This is a genomic window from Vibrio sp. 10N.286.48.B8 (assembly GCF_003050085.1).
Classification (GTDB): Bacteria; Pseudomonadota; Gammaproteobacteria; order Enterobacterales; family Vibrionaceae; genus Vibrio; species Vibrio crassostreae.
In genome coordinates this window covers 25,099-50,565 of the sequence record NZ_PIGD01000019.1, presented here as the reverse complement: position 1 = coordinate 50,565, position 25,467 = coordinate 25,099, and the positions used below count along the sequence as shown (strand labels likewise).

Annotated in this window: 22 protein-coding genes and 1 riboswitch; of the genes, 10 read left to right on the top strand and 12 right to left on the bottom strand. The window is 45.0% G+C overall.

Features of this window, described 5'->3' with window-relative positions; all coding sequences use genetic code 11:
• Nucleotides 1–49 precede the first annotated feature (49 nt).
• The 3 genes from thiB to mpl all read right to left on the bottom strand — a co-directional run bounded on the left by thiB (nucleotide 50) and on the right by mpl (nucleotide 3,279).
• Nucleotides 50–1,042: a thiamine ABC transporter substrate binding subunit gene (gene thiB, locus CWO08_RS18855; protein ID WP_102432492.1), complete on the bottom strand. Its 993-nt coding sequence runs from the start codon at nucleotides 1,040–1,042 to the stop codon at nucleotides 50–52.
• 53 nt (nucleotides 1,043–1,095) lie between these two features.
• Nucleotides 1,096–1,215, bottom strand: a riboswitch (TPP riboswitch).
• Nucleotides 1,216–1,258: 43 nt separating this feature from the next.
• Nucleotides 1,259–1,882: a flavin prenyltransferase UbiX gene (locus CWO08_RS18850; RefSeq protein WP_016787846.1), complete on the bottom strand. Its 624-nt coding sequence runs from the start codon at nucleotides 1,880–1,882 to the stop codon at nucleotides 1,259–1,261.
• A 38-nt stretch (nucleotides 1,883–1,920) separates the two neighbouring features.
• On the bottom strand, nucleotides 1,921–3,279 hold the full coding sequence (gene mpl, locus CWO08_RS18845) for a UDP-N-acetylmuramate:L-alanyl-gamma-D-glutamyl-meso-diaminopimelate ligase (protein ID WP_102432490.1): 1,359 nt from the start codon (nucleotides 3,277–3,279) through the stop codon (nucleotides 1,921–1,923).
• 270 nt (nucleotides 3,280–3,549) lie between these two features.
• On the opposite strand from mpl, the gene fbp reads away from it, so the two are divergent.
• Nucleotides 3,550–4,560, top strand: coding sequence for a class 1 fructose-bisphosphatase (gene fbp / locus CWO08_RS18840; protein ID WP_048659276.1), 1,011 nt, complete (start codon nucleotides 3,550–3,552; stop codon nucleotides 4,558–4,560).
• Nucleotides 4,561–4,652: 92 nt separating this feature from the next.
• Here fbp and CWO08_RS18835 read toward each other — a convergent pair whose 3' ends face one another.
• The 4 genes from CWO08_RS18835 to CWO08_RS18820 form a co-directional block, all read right to left on the bottom strand.
• Nucleotides 4,653–5,009 carry a DUF2799 domain-containing protein gene (locus CWO08_RS18835; RefSeq protein ID WP_048659277.1) on the bottom strand — a complete coding sequence of 119 codons (357 nt, stop codon included), beginning with the start codon at nucleotides 5,007–5,009 and terminating at the stop codon, nucleotides 4,653–4,655.
• Between the two features lie 81 nt (nucleotides 5,010–5,090).
• Complete coding sequence (locus CWO08_RS18830; RefSeq protein ID WP_048659278.1) at nucleotides 5,091–5,447, bottom strand: gamma-glutamylcyclotransferase; 357 nt, start codon at nucleotides 5,445–5,447, stop codon at nucleotides 5,091–5,093.
• A 48-nt stretch (nucleotides 5,448–5,495) separates the two neighbouring features.
• Nucleotides 5,496–9,254, bottom strand: coding sequence for a translocation/assembly module TamB domain-containing protein (locus CWO08_RS18825; protein WP_108020920.1), 3,759 nt, complete (start codon nucleotides 9,252–9,254; stop codon nucleotides 5,496–5,498).
• The gene (locus CWO08_RS18820) at nucleotides 9,251–10,963 is read right to left on the bottom strand and encodes an autotransporter assembly complex family protein (RefSeq protein ID WP_108020919.1); all 1,713 of its coding nucleotides are present in this window, start codon (nucleotides 10,961–10,963) and stop codon (nucleotides 9,251–9,253) included. The genes CWO08_RS18825 and CWO08_RS18820 overlap by 4 nt, the downstream gene beginning before the upstream one ends.
• 195 nt (nucleotides 10,964–11,158) lie before the next feature.
• On the opposite strand from CWO08_RS18820, the gene msrA reads away from it, so the two are divergent.
• Entirely contained in the window at nucleotides 11,159–11,788 is a 630-nt protein-coding gene (msrA, locus tag CWO08_RS18815) for a peptide-methionine (S)-S-oxide reductase MsrA (protein WP_048662151.1), read from the top strand.
• Between the two features lie 110 nt (nucleotides 11,789–11,898).
• Here the strand turns inward: msrA and CWO08_RS18810 are convergent, their stop codons facing one another.
• The gene (locus CWO08_RS18810) at nucleotides 11,899–12,099 is read right to left on the bottom strand and encodes a DUF1107 family protein (RefSeq protein ID WP_004735283.1); all 201 of its coding nucleotides are present in this window, start codon (nucleotides 12,097–12,099) and stop codon (nucleotides 11,899–11,901) included.
• Nucleotides 12,100–12,352: 253 nt separating this feature from the next.
• Between CWO08_RS18810 and CWO08_RS18805 the strand changes: the two genes are divergently transcribed.
• From CWO08_RS18805 to CWO08_RS18775, 7 genes are all read left to right on the top strand, one after another.
• A complete protein-coding gene (locus CWO08_RS18805) occupies nucleotides 12,353–12,904 on the top strand; it encodes a YtfJ family protein (RefSeq protein WP_017632272.1) in 552 nt (183 codons plus the stop codon).
• A gap of 90 nt (nucleotides 12,905–12,994) precedes the next feature.
• Nucleotides 12,995–13,285, top strand: a complete 291-nt coding sequence (locus CWO08_RS18800) for a DUF2607 domain-containing protein (protein ID WP_060983529.1) — start codon at nucleotides 12,995–12,997, stop codon at nucleotides 13,283–13,285.
• Between the two features lie 42 nt (nucleotides 13,286–13,327).
• The gene (locus CWO08_RS18795; RefSeq protein WP_108020918.1) at nucleotides 13,328–14,053 is read left to right on the top strand and encodes a DUF2796 domain-containing protein; all 726 of its coding nucleotides are present in this window, start codon (nucleotides 13,328–13,330) and stop codon (nucleotides 14,051–14,053) included.
• Between the two features lie 140 nt (nucleotides 14,054–14,193).
• Nucleotides 14,194–14,910 carry an ABC transporter ATP-binding protein gene (locus CWO08_RS18790; protein WP_108020917.1) on the top strand — a complete coding sequence of 239 codons (717 nt, stop codon included), beginning with the start codon at nucleotides 14,194–14,196 and terminating at the stop codon, nucleotides 14,908–14,910.
• Nucleotides 14,907–16,166 carry an ABC transporter permease gene (locus CWO08_RS18785; protein WP_108020916.1) on the top strand — a complete coding sequence of 420 codons (1,260 nt, stop codon included), beginning with the start codon at nucleotides 14,907–14,909 and terminating at the stop codon, nucleotides 16,164–16,166. The genes CWO08_RS18790 and CWO08_RS18785 overlap by 4 nt, the downstream gene beginning before the upstream one ends.
• A gap of 14 nt (nucleotides 16,167–16,180) precedes the next feature.
• Complete coding sequence (locus tag CWO08_RS18780) at nucleotides 16,181–16,696, top strand: DUF3299 domain-containing protein (RefSeq protein ID WP_108020915.1); 516 nt, start codon at nucleotides 16,181–16,183, stop codon at nucleotides 16,694–16,696.
• 351 nt (nucleotides 16,697–17,047) lie between these two features.
• On the top strand, nucleotides 17,048–17,956 hold the full coding sequence (locus CWO08_RS18775; protein ID WP_108020914.1) for a TIGR03899 family protein: 909 nt from the start codon (nucleotides 17,048–17,050) through the stop codon (nucleotides 17,954–17,956).
• A 164-nt stretch (nucleotides 17,957–18,120) separates the two neighbouring features.
• On the opposite strand, the gene cysC is transcribed toward CWO08_RS18775, so the two are convergent.
• From cysC to cysD, 4 genes are all read right to left on the bottom strand, one after another.
• Nucleotides 18,121–18,741: an adenylyl-sulfate kinase gene (cysC, locus tag CWO08_RS18770; protein WP_108020913.1), complete on the bottom strand. Its 621-nt coding sequence runs from the start codon at nucleotides 18,739–18,741 to the stop codon at nucleotides 18,121–18,123.
• Between the two features lie 24 nt (nucleotides 18,742–18,765).
• Nucleotides 18,766–20,490 carry an SLC13 family permease gene (locus tag CWO08_RS18765; RefSeq protein ID WP_048659290.1) on the bottom strand — a complete coding sequence of 575 codons (1,725 nt, stop codon included), beginning with the start codon at nucleotides 20,488–20,490 and terminating at the stop codon, nucleotides 18,766–18,768.
• A gap of 65 nt (nucleotides 20,491–20,555) precedes the next feature.
• Entirely contained in the window at nucleotides 20,556–21,986 is a 1,431-nt protein-coding gene (gene cysN / locus CWO08_RS18760) for a sulfate adenylyltransferase subunit CysN (protein ID WP_108020912.1), read from the bottom strand.
• Between the two features lie 18 nt (nucleotides 21,987–22,004).
• Nucleotides 22,005–22,949, bottom strand: coding sequence for a sulfate adenylyltransferase subunit CysD (gene cysD, locus CWO08_RS18755; protein WP_226088532.1), 945 nt, complete (start codon nucleotides 22,947–22,949; stop codon nucleotides 22,005–22,007).
• Between the two features lie 414 nt (nucleotides 22,950–23,363).
• Between cysD and CWO08_RS18750 the strand changes: the two genes are divergently transcribed.
• On the top strand, nucleotides 23,364–25,340 hold the full coding sequence (locus CWO08_RS18750) for a bifunctional 2',3'-cyclic-nucleotide 2'-phosphodiesterase/3'-nucleotidase (protein WP_108020911.1): 1,977 nt from the start codon (nucleotides 23,364–23,366) through the stop codon (nucleotides 25,338–25,340).
• The last annotated feature ends 127 nt before the right edge of the window (nucleotides 25,341–25,467 follow it).

The window sequence follows — 25,467 nt, the reverse complement described above, 5'->3', positions numbered from 1 at the left end:
TGATGTCGAATGAATCTTTAAATACAGAAAGCTAATTTTTAAAAGTACGTTAGAAAGTAAGTGCACTCTGCCATTCACGAATCCAAGGCTTGCGCTTCTCGGCGATCTCTTCAGAGCTAAAGCTCAGCGCCTTCTGCGGTACAGTTAACTGCTCAAAACCTTTTGGTAGCTCGACACCCGTTACTGGATACATCCAGTTACCTGTAGGCATCGCCGATTGGAATTCATCACTTAGGATAAAGGCCATAAACTCATCAGCAAGCTTTTCGTTGTTACTGCCTTTAACCTTAGCGGCCACTTCAACTTGAGTGTAATGCCCTTCTTCGAAGCTCGCTGCTGCGTACTTAGAATCGCTCTCTGCAATGATATGGTAAGCCGGAGACGTTGTGTAAGACAGAACCAAGTCAGACTCACCTTCTAGGAACATAGAGTAAGCTTCAGACCAACCTTTGGTTACCGTAACGGTTTTCTGAGCTAGCTTCTTCCAAGCTGCCGTTGCTTCATCACCGTAAACAGATTTCATCCATAACATCATGCCTTGTCCAGGTGTTGAAGTACGTGGATCTTGGTAGATAACCTTCAGATCATCACGCTGCTCAACCAACTCTTTTAGGCTTTTAGGCGGGTTTGCGAGTTTCTCTGTGTTATATACAAAGGCAAAGTAACCAAAGTCATAAGGTACAAAGGTGCTGTCATCCCAACCATTAGGCAGTGTTACTGATGAAGTATCAACGTTGTGCTCAGCCAATAAACCCGTTGCTTTCGCTTCAGCCATTAGGTTGTTGTCTAGACCTAACACGATGTCAGCTTTGCTGTTACCGCCTTCAAGACGCAAACGGTTAAGAATAGACACGCCATCTTCGAGCGCGACAAAGTTCACATCACAACCACACTTCTCTTCAAATGCTTTTTCAACGGCAGGACGAGGGCCCCAATCCGCAGCAAAAGAGTCATAGGTATATACAGTCAAAGTGTTGTCTGCAGCGAAGGCAGAAAAAGAGATCGCTGTAGTTACAGCAAGGGTAGTTAATGTGATTTTCACTGGACGCTCTCCATGGTCTGAGCGGCACAGGTTTGAGGGAGGAGAACGGTAGAGGTTGTTCCTAACTCAATTCCTACGCCAGCATTATCTGGTTCAGGTTTACGGGTCCCAAGCGTATGCTTGATCTCAGCTCGCATTCATTATTTGAATGGTTCGCTCCCCGATGAGTGTTCAGAATTGTAATTCGAATTTTAACAATAAGCTATCAAGTTTGGATCAATTACGTTGATCGTAACCCCAACGTGGCACTAAACCTTGCTCGATACCAAGATGGTCCAGAATGCGCGCCACCATAAAATCAACCAAGTCTTCAATCGACTTGGGTTGGTGATAAAAGCCTGGAGCAGCAGGCATGATCGTCACGCCCATGGTTGAGAGTTTGTGCATGTTCTCTAAATGAAGCGTCGAAAATGGCGTCTCACGAACCACCAACAACAATTGGCCTCGCTCTTTCATGACCACATCTGCCGCTCGCTCAATCAAGTTATCCGACAAGCCATGTGCAATTGAAGCCAAGCTTCCTGCAGAACATGGACACACCACCATCTGCTTCGGCGCTGCTGATCCAGAGGCAACCGGCGAGAACCAGTCATCTTTGCCACACACCACCAGCTTTTCGGGGTCACACCCAAGATGTTTAACCAAAGCTTGTTTCGCCGCATCCGGCCCAGCAGGTAGCTTGAGTTCATGCTCGGTCGCCAATACCACTCGTGCTGCCGATGAAATCAGCAAGTAGACCTGATAATCGGCCGCCAAAAGGCATTCAAGTAAACGCAAGCCATAAGGCGCACCGGATGCGCCAGTAAAAGCAAGAGTTATCGCTTTATCGTGTTTTGTCATGTTCTCAATTACTTCAAATTATAAGGTCGTGAACGCCATTAGCCTTTGAGTGCCAACCCATCCAACAGTTTTTGGTGAATACCACCAAAACCGCCATTACTCATTACCAAGATTTGGTCGCCCGCTTGTGCCTCTGAGACAATTTTAGCAACGAATGCATCCATGTCACCACTCACGTGTGCCGGTTGGTGACAAGCGTCCGCAACATCTTGTACCGACCAACCAATGTTTTCCGGTTGGAATAAGTAGGTAGAATCCGCTTGCTTCAACGAATCAGCCAGGGTTTCTTTATGCACACCACGTTTCATGGTGGCAGAACGAGGCTCTAGCACGGCAATGATTTTCTTCGTGTCGACCTTATTACGTAAGCCGCCCAGCGTAAGTTCAATTGCCGTTGGGTGATGTGCAAAATCGTCATAGACAGAAACGCCTGCCACTTCGCCTTTAAACTCTAGACGACGTTTGGTGTTGATGAACTTCGCCAACGATTCACACGCTAAATCAGGTGTCACCCCTACATGTCGCGCAGCTGCAATCGCCATCAAAGCATTATTGACGTTATGGTCGCCAACCAAATCCCAGTCGACAGTTCCAACGCATTCGCCTTGGAAGTAAACCTCAAATTTAGAGCCGTCTTTAACCAGCTTCTTCGCATCCCAATCACCGAGTTCACCACTCGATTCAGTCTCACTCCAACAGCCACGAGATAGAACGTCTTGAATAGCCGTATCTTGCTTAGGTGAGAAAATACGGCCATTGCTTGGCACAGTGCGCACTAAGTGATGAAACTGACGTTTAATTGCCTCAAGATCATCGAAGATGTCCGCATGATCGAACTCTAGGTTATTCATCACCAAGGTTCTTGGGTGGTAATGGACGAACTTAGATCGTTTATCAAAAAAAGCACTGTCGTATTCGTCGGCTTCTACCACGAAGAACATGCTTTCACCAAGACGAGCAGAAATACCAAAGTTACCCAACACACCACCAACTAAAAAGCCTGGTGCATAGCCACAGTCCTCTAAGACCCAAGCCAGCATGCTCGATGTTGTTGTCTTGCCATGCGTACCCGATACCGCCAATACCCAACGGTCATGTAGCAGGAACTCTTGCAACCACTGAGGGCCAGATGTGTATCTCAGGTTGTTATCCAACACATACTCAACACACGGGTTACCACGGCTCATTGCGTTACCGATAACTACGAGATCCGGCCTTGGTTCTAATTGGCTTGGGTCGAACCCTTCAATAATTTCAATCCCTTGAGATTCCAACAAAGTGCTCATTGGTGGGTACACATTCGCGTCACTACCGGTAACCTTGTGACCTAATTGACGAGCCAATACCGCAGCACCTCCCATGAAGGTGCCACAAATTCCTAAGATATGAATATGCATAAATTGCTTCCAAACGCTTGGCTAAATAAACGATGCCTAATTAAAACGGCTAGCACTCATTATCATTAAATGACGATTAAAAGCGAGTGACAATGCAAAACAAATTTAGTCGACATAGTAAGTGAGATCTGCGTCGCTTAGTTCATTACCATTAAAAAGATCTAGCCTTTAGAATTTAGGTAAGCGTCTAGATGAATAAAGCCCGTACAAGAGGCAAATTCAATAGTGCTCAAATCCCCCCTAATATTCAGAGAAGTTTAAGGAAATAACATGTCTGAGATGCGCACCCTTGGTGAGTTCATTGTTGCAAAACAAAATGACTTCCCCCATGCAAGCGGTGATCTATCATCCCTTTTGTCATCAATTCGCCTTGCTGCAAAAATTGTTAACCGCGAAATTAACAAAGCAGGTCTTGTCGACATTACTGGCGCTGTTGGTACAGACAACGTGCAAGGTGAAGAGCAACAAAAGCTAGACCTGTATGCTAACGACAAATTTAAAGCCGCACTTGAAGCTCGAGATCAAGTTTGTGGCGTCGCGAGTGAAGAAGAAGACGAAGCCGTTGCCTTCAATAAAGAGCTCAACAAAAACGCAAAATACGTTGTACTGATGGATCCACTTGATGGTTCTTCAAACATCGATGTGAATGTATCGGTTGGTACCATTTTCTCTATCTACCGTCGAGTATCACCGATTGGAACTCCACCAACGCAAGAAGACTTCCTACAACCTGGACATAAGCAGGTGGCCGCAGGTTACGTAATTTACGGTTCTTCAACCATGCTTGTATACACAACTGGTGCAGGCGTAAATGGCTTCACCTACGACCCATCATTGGGTACCTTCTGTCTGTCTCATGAAAATATGATGATCCCTGACGAAGGTAAAATTTACTCAATCAACGAAGGTAACTACATTCGTTTCCCTACAGGTGTTAAGAAGTACATAAAATACTGTCAGGAAAGCGAACCAAGTGATAATCGCCCTTACACTTCTCGCTACATTGGTTCTCTTGTATCTGATTTTCACCGTAACCTGCTTAAAGGCGGCATCTACCTGTACCCAAGTACAGAAAGCCACCCTCAAGGTAAGCTACGTTTATTGTATGAATGTAACCCAATAGCCTTCATCATGGAGCAGGCGGGTGGCATCGCATCCGATGGTGCCCAACGCATCATGGATATCAAACCAACAGAGCTACACCAACGCGTACCTTTCTTTGTCGGTTCGAAGAACATGGTGAAAAAAGTAGAAGAATTTCTTGAGCTTAACCCAGACTAAGCCATTCGTTTATTTATTAAATTAACGTCATTAAAAAAGCCAGCATTCACATGCTGGCTTTTTGTTGTTCGCTGCGTTAAACAATCACCGAATTATTGAACGCTATACTTTGATTCAGCACCACGTTCGTAGTTAAAACGGAACCATTTATCGACGTCGTCACAAATCCCAAGGTAAGTCTCACCACGGCGACCTAGCGCTCTCGGGTTTTGAGAACAATACTGAGTTTTACCCATTTCATAACCTTGACCATAAGCGGCATATAAGTCTGCATCAATGGATGGTGAAGACGCGGCTTCAGCCAAGCTTGCTTCAGTCTGCTTGGTTTTTCCTTTTAGCGCCATTTCTTCGCCAAAGCTCTGCCAATCGGCTGTGTTCATTGACGTTGGTGGCGGAGTTTGCGCACAACCAAATAACATTACTGATAGCACCAATAATAGATATTTCATAATTTCCTCCTAGTGGAAAAGACTAGCCTGTACATTGAGACTTTTAGCTATTGCGTCAGAATGCTTCCAGTAGTTCATTCACTATAGCGGGTTGTTCCGCTTACACCAGTTACCCGAAAGTATTTCTTTATTAGCTGTTAGATCAAGCTGATACAAATATACCCATGCTAATCCAAATATAGTCTCTATTTGCTCGCGACGATACTCAACAGGAACATCTTCTAGCCGATCGAGCGACTCTAAAATTTCGTCGTTAATGATATAGACCTCACCAGCGACACTTTTCTTTCCAAGAATCATCGCCGGATAGGCACCTAAATCAAAAAGTGCGTATTCCTCTGGTGTGTCAAACCTTCCTAAACACTCACACTGTTTTAAATAGTAGTGGTTCGATTGATCTTTTCTCAATGTCCCATAAACAAAAACGAGGTGCTGCATACCCACTCCCTAGTATTCGTCATCCGCTAGTCAATCCCGCTCAAAGTGTTACTCGAACTCAAATTGATAAAGAAGGTCTACTGCACTGTCTAGGCCAGATACAGCTTCGACATAGAGATCCTGCATCAATCGATAACGAACGGTAAACTCACCCAACGAGTTGAAGATACCCACACCATACTTCACCTGTAAGCCTGGCAAAATGTAACCACTTACCGTTACTTGTGAGTCATCACCAGAACCTGCGGTATCCAGTTGTAAATCCTGTACACCAAATGCCTCACCGATTTCACCAACAACCTTACCACTCTTCGCTAAACTCAAACCAATTAAGGTGGTTGTCATCGAACCGCTCGACTCACCGTCGATATCTTGGCCACGCAAAATATAAGACAGCGCATTGGCTTGCGGCATTGCAGGGTCAGAATAAATCTCTATCGTCGGCTCTGTCGCTGGGCCAGTCACTCGAATACCTGCGGTCACATCGTCCTGAGTATTATCAGGGTTACGTACCGCATTTATCGCGACGTATGGCTGGTCCGGAGGTCCGTTCATTAGAATCTTACCTTCTTCGATCAACAGGTCTTGCCCGAATGATTGGTAAGTACCATCGACGATGTTTACTTCGCCTGTAATAAAAGGACCTTGATCTTTTTGAGCCACGTTAAGCTTACCGACCAAATCACCTTCAAGACCAAAGGCAGACAATTTAAAGTCATCACCAATAGAAATATTAATATTAGTCATCACATTGAATGGAATCGCATCTTCGTTTTCTGGCTCTAGATCTTTATTCAAGATAACTTGATCAGAAGAGACACCTACCGCTGACGGTGGTAAGTCTTCTACAACAATTCGTCCCCATGGTAATGCAATATCACCGGTGATTTTCGCCAATTCTGGTGTGACATCAATGGTCATATCAGGCACGACCTTCACCTTGACCATCGGCGGAATATCAACCATCAACTCATCAGCAAACACTCTGACGTTAGAGTGCCATACTTTAAGATCTTGCCAAACCCCGCCTCCCTCGATATCAAGGTGACCATCGGGCGTTTCAATATTCGCATCCAACTTTGCACTATAACCATCAAAGTCGAGAGCGATACGGCCATCTTTCACATCAACAGGCGTAACATCACCTTTGACTTGAATGCCATCAACAAAGAATTGACCAAATACTTGAGGGTGCATCAAAGAGCCTTTAACTTGAAGCTCACTCTCAAGGTCGGCTTTTAATAAACTATATTCACCTAGGAGTGGCTGTAAGAAATCAAGGTGGAACGTGGTCAGCTTAATTGCAGCATCGACCATTTTGTCTTCGACAAGAATATCCGGTAGCGACACCGTGCCAGACAGATCACCATTGTCGGAAACATCCAACTTAAAGTCGGCATCCAGTTTGTTGTCTTTTAGCTGGGCATTCAATGCAACGCTTTCCCAACCCAGTGTGATGGGCTCGCCAACTTGTTGAACAACCTGACCTTTCGGCATATCAACGCTTACCGTAACCTCAGGCTCACCTTGTTCAGACCACTTGGCATGAGCTTTAACATTCACTAAACCTTGCAGTTCCGTCTCTTTAGGAACAAAGGCTTTGATCTGATCGAAGTCGAACTGATTGATTGCAATCTTAGCCTCACCTGATTTTCCGGCGCGGATATCCTCATCCAGACAGACACTCGAACTAGATTGCTTCCAGCAGTGCGCTTGAACGTCGGCAAACTGCTTATCGACGTCCGCCTTTATCGCGACAGGCTGGTCTAATACCCAAGGCCCCTGCTGAGTGGTGATTTTGACTCTGTCTAACGAACCATCCCAAATAAGAGAAGGCTTCTGAATCAATTTTCCAGAGATAGCCAAGCTGGTCGACACGATGTCGGATATCACATCAAGTGTCACTGTGTGTTTCTTCTCACCACCACTCACCGTAAGATCAATGCTTTCCACACTTTGATCTTGATAGGTTAGGTTCTTAACTTTTAATACAAGATCGGCTTGAGCTTCAGGCAATGGTAGGGGAACCACCGAACCATTAAGCGATAGGGATTCTAGTGTTGCTTCGTTATTCCAATCGACCTTATCAACATTAAGTGCAAGATCGACTTCAGGCTCTTTCGTGGGGCCGCTAAGTTGGATGTTACCAATCACTTGTCCTTTCAAGTCTGGAACACTTTTCACCAGCTCAGGGAAGTAAATATCAACGCCCATGTCCCATTGCTTATCAAGCTGTCCCTGTGCCTTAATCGAGTTAACACCATGAGCCAAGCTCAAGCCGCTGGTTTGCAGTTTAGGCTCACCACTTGCACTACGATCCGACGCTGACAACTGACCTTCGATGTCCAACGGGTAATCACGCAAGATACCCTCGATATCAAGCTTAGGTAGCTCAATCGCCCAGCCACCAGCTTCGGTCAATTCCCCCGAAGTCACTAAACTACCGCTGATGTTACCTTCCGCTTCTGGCCATTGCAGACCAGGCTGAATGTCTTTTAGGGTCACATCCGCTTGCCAATTCACAAGCTTTTTCCAGCTCGCTTTGACCGAGCCATTGAGTTCACCGCCCAAGGTCTTCAGTTTCAGTCGCTCAAGCTCTATTTGTTCAGTGGTACCTTTACCCTTTAGGTCGATGGCTAGGGCAGGAATCTCCTTACCATCCGCTTCACCTTTAAGTAGAACATTGAAACAATCTAGTGAGCCATCAGCTTTGAATTGATCAATTGTCGCTTGGTAATCGCTTTTGCCTGTAAGAGGCCATTGCGCTTGGCCGCCCTCTAAAAGAAGGTCAAACGGTAGAGTTGGCTCTAGCGGTTGAATCTCCCCAGACAACTTTGCCTCAATCAGATCAGAAAATTGGGAATCTAGGTTTAGTTTAGCCACGCTACCTTGCGCTTTCAGAGACAACTTCTGCCCAGCAAGGTCGGTTTCTTTCACCAAAGCATCTAAAGAAAGGTCTAGCGGGTAGCCACCTTTGAGCTCAACCTTAGTCGTTAGATTCGCGCTTGCTTGTGGCATGTCGAGCTCGAGAGATGAAACGTTCACAGAGTGCCCACCAGCTTGCGCCTCGAGTCCAAGATGGTTCACCACAATTGGCGTTTCTTGCTCTAAGGTAAAACGGTTGAGATCAAAACGCTCCAACATAATCTGTAAAGGAATCCAGACTTCCGGCAATTCGATAGCAGTTTTAGTAGCAGTCCCTGGCTCGACAGCTTCTGCTTGCGGTTCTTCTGTCGATTCCGCGAGTTTAACTTTCAGATCATTGAATAAGGTTGGCGATACCGTCAGCTTTTCGCCCTGCATACTCAAAGCCGTAGAGAACAGACTCCATTCAATTTCATGGCCTAGGATATTCAGCTTGATATCAGATAAAGCGATTCGATTGATTACGATTGGCAGCGGTGTTTTTACCGATGTTACGGGCGGAGTAGGCTCTGCTTCTTCTGTAGAAGCTGGCGGCAATTCAGTAAATGCGAAGTCCAACCCTTGAATAGCTAAGCGGTCGACACACAGCTTAGGATCGAGCAGACAGCGAGGATTAATAGCCAAGTTCAGCTTTTGAACCTTGGTATCGATATGCAGGCTGTCATCTTTAAACTGAACGTTATTAAGCGTAAAGCTTGGGAAAAGCGCCCCTTTGGTACTTTCCACTTTAAGTTGTGGCAACGCTTTCTCAGCACCCCATAGCACAGTGTTCAACCCTGGATTGGTGAACAAAACAAAACCTAGTAAGGCTATCAACAACAGTAAAATAGACGTCAATGAAATCGACGTCCACTTAATGAATTTTCCCATCACTTTGATCATAATTCTTTCCCTAAACTAAAGTGCAGTTGGAACTCATCACCTTTTGCTGCATCTAGACCCCAAGCAAAATCTAAACTCACTGGACCAACAGGAGAGGCCCACCGCACCCCGACTCCGGTACCGTGCTTCCAATCAGGTTTGTCATTGAATGCATCACCAATGTCGTAGAATGCCGCCCCCCACCAGTTTCCAACCAAACGGTATTGGTATTCAAACGAACTGGTTGCCATGAATTTTGCACCCGTTAGTGCGCCACTTTCATCGCGAGGAGAGATAGACTCATAACCATAACCACGGATACTGTTGTCACCACCGGCAAAGAACCTTAGCGAGGGAGACAGCTTCTCAAACTCGTCTGCAAAGTTACCGCCGAATTGAAGGCGAGTTAAACCACGATGGTTATTGCCAATACTTCGTATCCATGCCGTTCGCCCTTGAAAACGTACCACCTTGGTTTCAGATAACAAAGTATCATCACCCGCCTCAAACATAATGGTTTGTTTATCGCCCCACATCGGCATCGAACCGCCTCGTGTTCGAGTTCGTGAGAACGAGATCCCCGGCAATACAAATTGTGCTAAATCGTCTTGTAAACCTTGCTCATAGTTTTCGACCAAGTACCGAATGAATACCGTGCGCTGCCAGCCATTATCCAGACGCCAATACCTTTCTAAGGCTAAATTTGATTCCAAACTTTTGGTATCTCGATTATCTAAGTTCTTCATACCGTACTTAACTTGATAGTAGTCATTAAGTACGTCATCCAATGGGATTTTATACGCCGCCGTAATCGTCTGTTCAGGCTTAGAAATCGACAAGCTACTATTGAAGCTATGGCCTTTTTCGTTAACCCAAGGTTTTTTCCACTTCAGAGTGCCTTTTACGCCAAGGTCTGTTGAGACACCGATACCCGTTTCGATTTGGTTACGAGCTTGTGGAGCAAGGCTAACCTTCATCGGAATCTCTCTGCCCTCACCCAACTGGCTTAAATCAGGCTCAACAAATACCGACGAGAACCAATCAGTATTAGATAGATTTTGGTTGTACTCACCAACTTTGGTAATGGAGTAAGGTTCGCCATCTTTAAATGGTTTGAGTGACTGCACCTTATCCTCTTCTATTTGGCTACCAGTAACCTGAGTGGTACCAAAGTGATAGCGAATACCACTGTTATAATGAAGACGAACATAAGCGCGGTTTAATTCAGGGGCGACTTCTAGCTTACTGAGGTCATATGCCCCATCAAAATAGCCTTTCGCTAATCCAAGATTACGTATCGACGATTTCAAAGAGTCATAATTACCATGGTTCAAGATTGAACCTTTAGACAGCTTACTCTTAGCGATCAACGCTAGAAAGTCTGGGTCATCTTTGGCTTCACCCGTCAGAACGATATCGGAAGCATAAATAATAACAGGCTCTCCCGACTCAACCGTAACGGTCAACTCGGTATCATCTTCGGAGTGAGTAAATGTGATAACAGGTTGGTAGTAGCCTAACGCATTCAGGGCTTCTTTAATCATAGATTCCAAGCGAGATTGGAACCTTAGTGAGATCGAATACTCTTCTTCAGGGATCGCACTCAGATAAGCATCAACATTATCCTCAAGCGCTCCATCCAGCCCTTTGATTTCAAGGGAAACGTCAGCGAAAGCGAGCGTCGATGACAGTAGAGTGCCAATCAGAACTGGTAAAGTTTTTCTTATCATGTTTAATTGGTGAAGAAGTTATCAATACGTTAATAAGTGAAAAGAAATAATACCGCTAAATAGGCATTGAGTCTGTAATAAATCCTGGAATAACACGGTCTAATTTAAAGACTTATTCAATATTGACCAACAGTTAATATGAACCCATGTTAAATAAAAGCCAGCGCGGTAAACGTATGCGAAAAGGAATATAACATGCTAAACAAACAACAACTGGTTTCTGCAGCAACCGCATTACCGGGAAATGCTGACCCAATTCGAATTACTGAGCGCCATTTCGTCAATCAAACTGACCTGCTCGATGCGCCTACGAGTTCTCAACAAGAAGTCCTACTTGGTATGGGATGCTTCTGGGGAGCTGAGCGCTTGTTTTGGCAATTGGATGGCGTTATTTCAACATCCGTTGGTTACGCTGGCGGATACACTGTTAACCCCACTTATGAACAAGTATGTACTGGACAAACTGGCCATACCGAAGTCGTTCGTGTCATTTTCGATAGCGAACAAACCTCTCTAGCTCGAATACTTGAAACCTTTTGGGAGCGTCATGACCCAACTCAAGGGATGCGCCAAGGCAACGATTTAGGGACTCAATACCGTTCCGCGATTTACACCTTCAGTGAAGAACAACAATCTATCGCTGAGCACTCTAAACGTGAATATCAACGAGCAATGACTGAATCATTAGGCAACGAGATCACGACGGAAGTTCTGCCTGCTGGAAAATATTTTTTCGCAGAAACCTACCACCAGCAATACCTAGCTAAAAATCCGAATGGGTATTGCGGGTTGGGTGGAACAGGTGTCTGCTTCCCTCCACAATAAAGTGCCGTTCGACATACCAGCGAGAAAGTACACGCATTAAAAAAGGGCTTCCATTAGGAAGCCCTCTTCATTGTTAATCTATTCGGTGCAAACAAATCGATAAAGCGCAGTTACACCGGCAACGCAGCAATCGTGCCGTTAACTTCTTTAAAAATAGTGAGCTTTTGTTTGTCTGAAACTTCAGGAAGAAGCACCTTGCCTTGGTCGAAGCGAAACTCTCCGATACCTTCGATAGCAAATTGGCCCTTGAACAGGACTTTAACGAAACGCGCCACCTGATGTGGACGGTAAGTAGAAAATTTTCTTAACATAATAAAACCTCAATTCCATTTGAGTACTACAGTCACATACCTGAACAGCGTCGCTGTTCAAAGCACATTTAATCGCTAATTCCTTTAGCAAACAGCAAGATAATCTATTGTTTATCTCGATATTGATGCATTATACCTTTTGGTAACAAGCCTGCAACTTCTTTCTACGTCGTACGATAAAAAAGTTAAAGAGGCATTTTTCAAATTTCATATTATACTTCCAGTGCAAACCAATAAGCGGAACAAAAATATAATGAAAAACAAAACTCTACTGGCTTTTTTAGCCGCGGCCTCTCCACTCTTCGCCAATGCTCACAATCTATCTGTAGGTTCAACTCTGCCTGCTGTTGATGTTAGCAACTATGGTGAAATCGTTCTAAACGACGGTAATACCGGATATCAAGCTTGGGCAACCAGCAACCTCCTAGGTAAAGTTCGCGTCGTTCAAGCTATCGCTGGCCGTAGCAGCTCTAAAGAGCTAAACGCACCATTGATGGCAGCCATTACCGCCTCGAAGTTCTCAGAAGACAGCTACCAAACCACCACCATCATCAACCAAGATGATGCTATCTGGGGTACGGGTTCTTTTGTTAAATCGTCAGCAGAAAGCAGCAAAGAAGAGTTTCCATGGTCTTCTATGGTGTTAGACGAAGATGGCACCGTTGCTTCATCTTGGGCTCTGAAAGAAGAGAGCTCAGCGATTATTGTTCAGGACAAACAGGGAAAAATCTTGTTTGTGAAAGAAGGCGCACTTAACGAATCAGAGGTCACGCAAGTCATTGAATTGATTAAAGCGAGTCTTTAATCAGATATTCACCTCTTTTTCGAGATCTTATCAAAGGATATTGTTATATTATAACAGTATCCTTTTTTTATTCTGTGGTTAATCATCCTGATGTGGCAAGACACACCCAACAATGTGAAACGCAAAACAAGCTTCTTGCTTGGGCTGATGCTCATGCTAAGCGTGTTAGCAGCAACACACATGGTGGACATTGACCCAGAGCACCACACTTCGCATCACTGTGAGCTGTTTTCAATAAATCAGTTCATTACGGCACACTCGCTGCCACAAGTTCCAGAGTTTCATTCAGAGTTTACTGCCGTTATCACAGAATCAGTAACCTCACTACAGCGCCTCTATTTCGCCTATCTAGCGCGCTCTCCTCCTGTCAAAAACACTTAATTACCACTACTTTTTAATTAACCTTTATTCAGGAAACAAAACATGAAACCTTCTATTTTAGCCGTTGTTATCGGCATGACTGTCTCTACTAATGTTCTAGCAAACGAAGAATTCCGCTCTCATGGTGCGCACGTACATGGTCAAGTTGAAGTAAACATCGCTCAAGATGGACAAGAATTGCTTGTTGAAATAACAGCGCCAGGTGCCGATGTGGTTGGCTTTGAACATGATCCAGAAACCGCTGAACAAAAGAAAGTGTTTGAACAAGCTATCGCACAACTGAACAAGCCAGACGAACTGTTTAGCTTTAACAATGCGAGCTGTACTCTGAAGTTTAAATCAGTGACCAACACGCTAGAAGGCGATCATGATGAGCATGAAGGCCATGATCACGCTGAACACGGTCATGAGGACCACAAAGACCACGCTGAGCACGATCATGACGACCACAAAGACCATGACCATGCTGAACACGATCATGATGACCACAAAGACCATGACCATGCTGAACATGATCATGATGACCACAAAGACCATGAAGGTCACGAGCACCACGACCATGAAGGCCACGATCACTCACAAGGTGGCCACGGTGAGTTCACTGTTGAGTACCACTATGAATGTTCAGATGTTGCTAAGCTAGACACAGTTAGCACTCAGTGGTTCTCTAAGTTCAGCAACACTGAAAAAATGACGGTGAACCTACTAACAGACACAGCTCAAGTACAAGAAGTGCTTAACGCAGAGCGTATTAGTTTCCGATTCTAATCACTCCCAGATCGGATTAAACGTAAATAAGCAGCCAAGTAAGTACCTACTTACTTGGCTGTTCAAATCGGTGTGCTCTAGGGAATTTATGCTTCTAATTGCTGTCCAGTAGATACACCGCTTTAATTATTGGAGCTCGCATGCCCTCTGACAGTTCATCACTTGTGGTCAAACTCGAAAATATTAGCTTTCGTTGGAAGCCTGAATTACCGCCAACGCTAGAGATCCCTTCTCTGCACATCCAAGCTCAAGAGCACCTTTTCATAAAAGGGCCAAGTGGTTGTGGGAAATCAACATTGTTAGGGTTACTGACCGGAATCAACCAAGCTGAACAAGGCGAAGTATCTATCCTTGGCCAAGATCTCACACAGCTAACACCTCGCCAGAGAGACAAATTCAGAGCCGATCATATTGGTTATATATTCCAACAATTTAACCTGCTTCCTTACTTGTCAGTCATCGACAACGTGACGCTTCCTTGTCAGTTTTCTAAGATTCGTAAGCAGCAAGTCACTAAAAGTCAGAACAGCCTGCAAGCCACCGCTCAAGAGTTGTTGCTCAGATTAAAGCTACCTCAAGCTCTCATGGACAAGCCCGTTACCGAGTTGAGTATTGGTCAACAACAACGTGTTGCTGCCGCTCGTGCTTTGATCGGCCAACCCAAAACCATTATTGCCGACGAACCGACATCAGCTCTGGATCATAACAACCGAGAAGCCTTTATCGAACTGTTGCTAGAACAAGCGAATCAGGCGGGTTCTACCTTGATCTTTGTTAGTCACGATCCAACACTAGAAAAACTGTTCACTCGAACCATAGATTTAAAAACCGCTAACCAAGCTAAGGTTGTCGTATGAAAGTAATTACTCACTTAGCCTTAAAAAGCGTACTCAACCGTAAAGCCACAGCCATTCTGACTATTCTCACCGTGGCGGTGTCAGTGATTCTCTTGCTCGGTGTGGAACGTGTAAGAACCGAAGCTAAGAGCAGCTTTGCGAATACGATTTCAGGTACTGACCTTATCGTCGGTGGCCGCTCAGGTCAGGTAAACCTGCTGCTTTATTCCGTATTTCGAATCGGTAATGCGACCAACAACATCGACTGGAAAAGCTATGAAGAATTTAGCCAGCACAACGCTGTAAAGTGGGCGATCCCAATCTCATTGGGTGATTCACATAAAGGCTTCCGCGTAATGGGCACTAACCATAGCTACTTCGAGAATTATCGCTATGGAAGTAAGCAACCACTTACTTTTCAGCAAGGTAAAGAGTTTAATCAGCTATTTGATGTCGTGATTGGTGCCGATGTCGCGAAGAAGTTAGATTACAAGATTGGTGATCACATCATTCTGGCGCACGGTATCAGTGATGTCGCCTTCAGTCGCCACGACAATCTGCCCTTCACCATTGTCGGAATACTCGCGCCAACCGGCACACCAGTAGATAAAACGGTGCATGTTTCGTTAGAGGCCATTGAAGCGATTCACGTTGGTTGGGAATCGGGGGTTAACCTCGGGCACACACCGGATGCTGAAGCGCTAAAGCAACGTGACTTCCAACCAAAGCAGATTACCGCGATGATGATTGGCCTTAACTCAAAGATCCAAACCTTCGCACTGCAACGAGAAATCAATAACTACCGCCAAGAACCTTTGAGCGCCATTATGCCGGGCATTGCACTTCACGAATTGTGGGGAATGATGGCAGTGGCAGAGCAAGCACTGCTGATTGTTTCAGGGTTTGTTGTAGTCGCGGGACTGCTAGGGATGCTGAGTAGTCTACTCACTAGCTTGCAAGAAAGACGTCGAGAGATGGCCATTCTGCGTGCGATGGGTGCCAGACCTCGTCATGTGTTTGGTTTACTGATCAGTGAAGCCAGTGCGCTAACCTTCCTTGGCATTACATTAGGTGTTGCGGTGTTGTTTGCTCTGATCGCAGTGGTTGCTCCTATTGTGCAACAAAGTTATGGTATCAACATATCGATATCCGCAATCACACCTCATGAGTGGAAACTGCTTATGTTGGTGCAAGTTGCCGGAATCATTATCGGCTTTATTCCCGCTTTCAGGGCTTACCGTCAGTCATTATCTGATGGCATGACCATTCGAATCTAAAATAGGAACCTACGATGCAACGCAAATTCCTCCTGATATTTGGGCTACTTCTGTTCCCATTTATCAGCACAGCTCACGCTGAAACCACTCAGAACGACGAATCGGTGTTAACACTTGATTGGATTGATTTGATTCCAGAATCAGAGCGTGCTCAACTAGATTCATTTGGCATGCCGATGGTTGACCACAATAGTATGGACAAACCTCAACAATCGACACTTGGTGCTGTTCGCCCAGAACTGAATGGCAGCACAGTAAAGATTCCTGGTTTTGTGATTCCATTGGAAGGTGATGAGAATATGATCACTGAGTTTCTGCTAGTACCCTACTTTGGCGCATGTATCCACGTACCACCGCCACCACCGAACCAAATCATCTACGTGAAGTTCCCGAAAGGTGCACCAATACAGCAGTTATGGGATGTGATTTATTTAGTCGGTACGCTGAAAACTGAGTCGATCAGCCATGACTTAGCGCAAACCGGTTATCTTATTGAAGGTGCTGCGATTGAAGAATATGACGACATGTAGTCATTAGAAGGGTGGCTCAAGGATGAGCTGCCGTCACTGAACGAGTGATATCATTCAATAACAGTTTAATAACGATAATTTTCTTCTGAATTACGCAATGTAATTAGATAAGTAAGCTAGCACAGCGACATAAGTCGCGAGTAATAACCCTATACAAAGCTGTTTCTTCAGCTTGTTATCATTGACTTGATTCATAACTCCTCCTTGAGAACCACAACAAATTTAACATTTTATTATCATTAGCAACAGTAAAATTTTGTTGAAACCTTCAACTCTGCACGCAAAATCTAGCCACCAATAAGATAAAGAGTTACATTTTAGACAGTTAAGTCGTTTCCTTAGGATACTCTTATGTCAGAAACCAAACAGCCAGTGATCATCGAGCATGCTAGCGATACACAGCACAAGCATGAGAAAAAGCCTCATATTGCCGACAGTGCCAGCAGAATGCTGCACATCGCACAAAGCTTCGGCCTCGATTCCTTAATTAGTCACAATGCAAAGCCAAACGATAAAGGTGAGAGTACCCTTATCGAACGGGCACTATTGCGAGAGAAAAAACGTAGAGAGCTTCGCCAAAAGAACCTAGAACAGATTCTAAAGTTGGCGCACTCTTCATGTAAGGATGAAGCGGCGGGCGACCCGGATCAGGACTGGCTGTACCGCTTTTTCGATATGGCACAAGAGATCCACAATACATCGATGCAAAGGCTATGGGCTCAAGTACTGAAACGAGAAGTCACTAACCCAGGCTCGACGTCGATGAAGGCGCTTCAGATCTTAAAAGACATGACGCCAAAGGAAGCACTGACCCTACAAAGAGCGGCATCACTGGGTTGTAGCTTTGGTAGCGATAACAGCAGAAAGCTCTTACTCGGCTTCAAATCTCATGCAGGGCTGTTCAGCTTTGGTAAAAGAGACACCACCAACACCATCAACCTTGGTGGGCATAACCTTCCCTACTCTAGCCTGCTCCATTTGATTGAACTCGGGATTATTCTCGGCACTGAGTTAGAGTCTGGAGAAATTGATTTCGATCCAGCTCTGCACCTAACCTATCAAGGTAAATGTATGTCACTGGCACCGTTATCAAAAGGGGTGAAGCTGGTTTACTACCGATTCAGCCCAACAGGTAATGAGCTTTGTACCTTGCTTGGCAACAAGCCAAACACACAGTATTACGACCAGCTGATTGCACTATTGAGCCAGAAATTCACGGTTCAGACAGAAGTGAAAAGCAGCGTGAATTACACCGTCTAGATAATAGAGTTTAAGAAATAGACGGTGTAAAAAGTGAAGTGGATTGAGAAGAATAAAGAGAATATAGAGGATAGGTTTCTTGTCTCGGTAAACCAAGGCTGTATTACTTGTCAGTTATGAACAAACCGATAAGCAAGTGGACAGCCTTAATCATACCAACGATCTCAATTGGCTAAAATATTTCGCTTCTCCAACGCATCAATACACAGTTCAACCAATTCATCGAGCGTCTTCTCACCTGCAGGTAGATCAATCTCAGGGTTCTGAGGCGCTTCGTACACTGAACTAATACCTGTAAAGTTCGGGATCTCTCCGGCACGTGCTTTCTTATACAGACCTTTAGGATCACGCTGTTCGCAAACCTCTAATGGCGTATTGACGAACACCTCCAGAAACTCACCTTCCGGCAGTAAGTCACGTACCAATTGTCTTTCTGCTTGGTGCGGAGAAATAAAGGCTGACAACACGATCAAGCCTGCATCCGCCATCAATTTAGCGAGCTCACCAATACGACGGATGTTCTCTCTACGATCCTGCTCAGAGAAGCCAAGGTCACTACATACTCCATGACGCACATTGTCGCCATCCAATAAGTAAGTATGGTAACCAAGCTGTGCCAAGCGATTTTCTAATGCGCCAGCGACTGTCGATTTACCAGAACCAGACAACCCCGTGAACCAGAGCACAGCTGGCTTTTGTGATTTCAGATCCGCGCGAAATGTTTTATCAATCGAGTGTTGATGCCACACAACATTCTCATCTTTTGGTTTGAGTACTGCGGTCATAATTAGTCCTTTAAATAAACAGCATTAAAATGGGAAAAAATAAGGAATTAGGGTCAATACCAAACCCGAATAAACAATCGAGATTGGAATACCAATACGCAGGTAATCCGTAAGATGGTAATTACCTACGCTATAAACTAGTAAGTTGGTTTGGTAGCCGTATGGAGAGATGAAACTAGCACTGGCACCAAATAGTACCGCCATGATAAACGGCATGGGATCGACGCCATAGCCTACCGCCATGCTGTAACCAATAGGAAATGAGAGTGCTGCAGCCGCATTATTGGTAACAAGCTCAGTCAGAACCAAAGTCATAAAGTAAGTCGCAACTAACGCGCCGAACACTCCCCAACCATTAAAGGCCTCCATGAACATCAACCCCATGCGCTCAGATAGTCCTGATGAAATCATCAGTTGAGCAATAGACAGCGCAGAGCCCACGATCACCACAATATCAACCGGAAAACGGCGACGAAGTTCACCAAGTTGTACCACGCCAAATGCCACCAGCAATAGTAAGAAACCAGCTAAGCCTTTGATAATAGGTACTACATCAACAAGAGCGAGGCCAATTACGCTAGCAAAGCCGAGCAACACAAACGTCGATTTATCGGCATCAAGCTTGGCACTCGAATCTAAGTCATTCATCAACACAAACTCTTTATTGTGTTGTTGGCGCTGTTCTTCAAAGCGTTTACCGGGAACCAAAATCAAGGTATCACCAGCGGTCAATGTGATATTCCCTAACCCACCTTCAAGGCGTTCATGACCACGACGAATAGCAACCACAACTGCATCGAAACGGTCTCTAAACTGGCTGGTTTTCAGTGTTTTGTTACAAAAGCTTGCCGATGAACTCACCACAACTTCAACGAAGCTCTGACCGTTCAAATGGTGCTGACCAAACAGAGTCAGTCCTTGGATTTCTTGCAGTGTCGCCACGCTCTCGACATCACCACAAAACAGCAATCGGTCACGAGCTTGAAGAATAAAATCAGGGTCAATCGAAGCCGTGGTTTTACCGTCGCGAATCACTTCCGCTAAGAACAGTTTTCTCAATGCTCGGAGGTTATTTTCACTTACGCTGCGGCCGACTAACGGTGAGCCGGGCTCAACTCTCGCTTCTAGAAAGTAAGGCAGATCATCTTGGGAACCATCATCGTAGCTTGGTAAGAAGTAACTCAGAGGGATAAGGATCAACACACCGCCGACTAAAACCGCTAAACCGATCAAAGTGGGTGTAAAAAAGTTTAAGCTTGGCAGTCCGGCATCTTCAACAAAGCTATTGATGATCAAGTTGGTTGAGGTACCGATCAATGTCAGTGTTCCACCAAGAATAGCAGCGTATGACAAAGGAATAAGTAACTTAGATGGCGCATGCTGTTGATTACGTTTGATCGCTCCGATCAAAGAGACAACTACTGCCGTATTATTAGTAAAAGAAGAAAGTAACGCTGTGGAAATACCTAACTTCGCAACCACAGTACCTAGCCTACCTTCAGAGATATTGCGGCTAACCCAGCTGATTAAGCGAGTTTTCTCCAACGCACTTGATGCGAGGATCAGAAGAATTAAAGTCAGTAATGAGGAGTTAGTGAAATTATTGGCTAAGCTCGACAAGTCGATCATACCAGCCATAAAAGCAATAAACGCCGCACCAGCAAAAATAAAGCTTGGCTTAATACGGGTAACGAGCAGGCAAGTAATAATGCCGAGCAAAATCGCTAATACAAATCCTTGTTGCCACATATACCCGTCCTTTATGGCGGAAACGATCGGTTTCCGCCTGATTCAATAAGCTGTTACTTAGTCGTTTATGACTTCAGTAGTTGGCTTAAATCTTTGGCATCCCAATGAGGGAAATGCTTGCGAACCAATGCGTTGAACTCAAGTTCAAATGCAGAGAAGTTACCGACTTGCTGCTCAACAGAGTCCAAACGGTCTCGAATCAAACCCGCACCAACCGTTACGTTGGTTAGTCGGTCGATAACGATGAAGCCACCGGTATCGGCACTCTCACGGTATTTATCCAGCGCGACAGTCTCGTTCAGTGACCATTCACACAAACCAATGCCATTGAGTGGCAACTCATCAACAGCGTGAGTCGACAGGTTGTTGATGTCATACTGGTGACAAACGGTTTCAACTTGACCGACAGTTTTCTTGCCTGCGATCTTGATGTCGTAAGCTTTACCCGGTTGCAGTGGTTGTTCTGTCATCCACACGATGTCAGCCAATACATGGTTAGTAGATTCAATTTGCGCGTTTTCCAGCACAATCAAATCACCACGGCTGATGTCGATCTCATCTTCAAGGGTCAGCGTTACCGCCAAGCCCGCTTGTGCAGATTCCAAATCACCATCAAAGGTCACGATACGTGCAACCTTAGACGTTTTGCCTGACGGCAGTGCTTTGATTTCGTCACCAACACTTACACGGCCAGAGGCCACTGTGCCTGCAAAGCCACGGAAATCTAAGTTCGGACGATTCACATACTGCACAGGGAAACGGAATTCTCCCGCAGAACGCTTTTGATCAATATCGACGTTCTCTAACACTTCCAGTAGAGATGGACCTTCGAACCATGCTAGCTCTTTACTTGGTGCAGCAACGTTGATGCCTTCAAGCGCCGAAACTGGCAGGATCTGAATGTTAGTTTCGCCTTCTAGGTTTTCAGCAAACTCTAGGTATTCATCGCGAATCTCTTCAAAACGATCTTGTGAATATTCCACGAGATCCATCTTGTTGACTGCAACGATGAAATGCTTCAAACCAAGCAAGTTAGAAATAAACGAGTGACGACGCGTTTGATCCAGTACGCCCTTACGAGCATCAATCAAGATCACCGCCAGATCACACGTTGAAGCGCCTGTAGCCATGTTGCGCGTGTACTGCTCATGCCCAGGGGTATCAGCAATAATGAATTTACGTTTTTGCGTCGAGAAGTAGCGGTAAGCGACATCGATCGTGATGCCTTGCTCACGTTCAGCCTGCAAGCCATCAACAAGCAGTGCCAAGTCAGGCTTCTCACCTGTAGTACCCACTCGTTGGCTATCCGAGTGAACTGCGGCTAACTGATCTTCATAAATCTGTTTTGTATCATGGAGCAAGCGACCAATTAGCGTACTTTTACCGTCATCTACTGAGCCACAAGTTAAAAATCTAAGCATAGATTTATGCTGATGCTGACTTAGATAACCTTCAATCCCTAGTTCAGCCAATTCGGCTTCTACTGCACTATTCATTTTTCTTTCCTTAGATTCTTAGAAATAACCTTGGCGCTTTTTCAGCTCCATAGAGCCTGACTGATCATGGTCAATCGCTCGACCTTGACGCTCACTAGACGTAGCCACCAGCATCTCTTCAATAATGCCTGTTAGCGTATTCGCCTCAGATTCAACCGCTCCGGTTAGTGGGTAACAGCCTAAAGTACGAAAACGAACGCTTTTCTCTTCAATCACTTCACCTTCTTGCAGCTCCATGCGGTCATCATCAACCATGATAAGCATGCCATCACGCTCAACAACCGGGCGCTTGTCTGAAAGGTAAAGTGGAACAATATCGATGCTCTCTAGATAGATGTATTGCCAAATATCCAGTTCAGTCCAGTTTGATAATGGAAATACACGAATGCTTTCGCCCTTATTCACCTGACCGTTATAGGTGTGCCAAAGCTCAGGACGCTGGTTTTTTGGATCCCATGTATGGTTCTTGTCGCGGAAAGAATAAACACGCTCTTTCGCTCGAGATTTTTCTTCGTCACGACGCGCACCACCAAAAGCGGCATCGAACCCGTACTTGTTTAACGCCTGCTTAAGGCCTTGAGTTTTCATGATGTCAGTGTGCTTAGAAGAACCATGTACGAACGGGCTACATCCCATCTCAATACCTTCTGGGTTCTTATGTACTAAAAGGTCGAAGCCGTACTTTTTAGCCGTACGATCACGAAACTCAATCATCTCGCGGAATTTCCAATCCGTATCAACGTGTAGCAGTGGGAATGGAATCTTGCCTGGGTAAAACGCTTTGCGAGCTAAATGAAGCATCACAGAAGAATCTTTACCGATGGAGTACATCATTACTGGGTTATCAAACTCAGCCGCTACTTCACGGATAATATGAATACTTTCCGCTTCTAGCTGTTTTAGGTGGGTTAAACGTTCTTGGTCCATTTCAGTGCTTCCTTTAAGGCTCGCGTTACGAGCAATTCATTACTTGGTCTTGCCAAGCAAGGGATTTAACTCATCCACTTAAGTGAATGGGAGTATTGGCACTAGAAGAAAACAGAAGCTTCGTGTTGAGCTATCCTTGCTATTCATCTGCCTGATACGTCCTTGATATAGGCATTATGACGAGCCTCTCATATTACTGGAAATTCTAAAATTTCATTTTTTATTCGAAAAGCTGATAAGGGATTGAATTTATCGATAAGCAAGTGAAATGAATGGACTAATATAATTGATACCAATTGCGCATCGATTGAACAGCTTTGGGAGGCGTCTTGCAGAACACCATAAAGTAATCGATCTAAGTCACGAATTAACATTCGTTGTAATCATTGTTTTATTCCATTTTGTTACATTACGCAACGAATTTTCTACTATCCACTTTGGAGCTACAAAATGAAAGTTGCAATGAAACCTTTGTCATTGGCTGTACTTGCGGGTCTTGGTTTGACTCTAGCAGGCTGTACAACAACACCAGATACCGATGAAGTGATTAAACTACGTGTCGTAGAGACAACGGACATCCATACCAACCTAATGGATTACGATTACTACAAAGACAAGCCATCGAAAAAAATCGGCTTAGCACGTACTGCAACTTTAGTAAAAGAAGCTCAAAACGAAGTAACCAACAGCGTATTAGTTGATAACGGTGACTTGCTGCAAGGTAGCCCAATGGGTGATTACATGGCAGACAAAGGCATCGTTGCAGGTGAAGTTCACCCTGCATACAAAGCAATGAACCAACTAAGCTACGATGCAGCAAACATCGGTAATCACGAATTCAACTACGGTCTTGAGTTCCTAGAAGAGTCTATCAACGACGCTGATTTCCCATACATCAGTGCTAACGTTTACGACGCAGAAACGAAAGAGCACTACTTCACGCCTTACATCATCAAGACACACACGTTTGAAGATACAACTGGCGTAGTGCATGAGATCAAAGTGGGTTACATCGGTTTCGTTCCACCACAAATCATGACGTGGGATAAGAAGAACCTTGAAGGTAAAGTTACTGCTCGCGACATCATTGAAACTGCTAACGAGTTAGTGCCTCAAATGAAGGCTGAAGGTGCAGACGTTATCGTTGCGATCCCTCACTCTGGCGTATCTCAAGACCCATACAAAGCAGGCGAAGAAAACTCTACGCTTTACCTTTCTGAAGTAGAAGGCATTGATGCTATCGCATTCGGTCACTCTCACGCGGTATTCCCTGGTAAAGGCTTCGACAACATCCAAGGTGTTGATAACGAAAACGGCACCATGAACGGTGTTGCGGCAGTCATGCCAGGCCGTTGGGGTAGCCACGTAGGTGTTATGGACCTAACACTGGCACAAAAAGACGGTAAGTGGGAAGTGGTTAAAGGCCAATCAGAAGCACGCCCTATCTACGACAAGATCGAGAAGAAGTCGCTTGCTGCTGCAGATGAAGGCATCGTAACAGCACTAGAAAAAGACCACGCAGGTACTCGTGAGTTTGTTAACCAGCCAATTGGTAAAGCAGACGATGTGATGTACAGCTTCCTGTCTCTAGTACAAGACGATCCAACAGTACAGATTGTTAACCTTGCACAGAAAGATTACGTTGAGCAATTCATCCAAGGTGACCCAGACCTAGATGGCACGCCAGTACTTTCAGCAGCTGCACCGTTCAAAGCGGGCGGCCGTAAGAATGACCCAGCAAACTTCACTGAAGTTGAATCTGGTCAACTGACATTCCGTAACGCAGCTGACTTGTACCTTTACCCGAACACGCTAGTTGCGATGAAGGTAACCGGTCACGAAGTAAAAGAGTGGCTTGAGTGTTCTGCTGGTCAATTCAACCAGATCGACGTGAACTCAACAGCACCACAACAACTGATCGAGTGGGATAACTTCCGAACTTACAACTTCGATGTTATCGACGGTGTTGATTACCAAATCGACGTAACTCAACCTGCGAAATACGATGCAAACTGTAAAGTCGTTAACCCTGACTCACAGCGTATTGTTGGCCTAACTTACCAAGGTAAGCCAATCGACATGAAGCAAGACTTCTTGATCGCGACCAACAACTACCGTGCATACAGTGCTAAGTTCCCAGGTACAGGTGAAGATTTCATCGCATTTGATGCACCAGATGAGAACCGTACTGTGCTTGCAAACTACATCTCTCGCGTAAGTAAAGAGCAAGGCCAAGTAAGCCCAACGGCTGACAACAACTGGTCATTCGCACCAATCAAAACAGATAAAAAGCTAGATATCCGCTTTGAAACGTCGCCAAGTGAGAAAGCGGCACAGTTCATCAAAGAGAAGGGTCAATACCCAATGAAACGTGTAGCGACTGACGATGTTGGTTTCGGCGTTTACCAAATTGACCTAACTAAATAGATTACTCTAGTAATCAATAGGTAACCTTTTAAAAGGCTGAGTTTAACAACTCAGCCTTTTTCTTTTCTTATCTAAATTCACAGTCTAAAGCCTTAACTTTCGAACCTTAAACACCTGCTCATTCTTC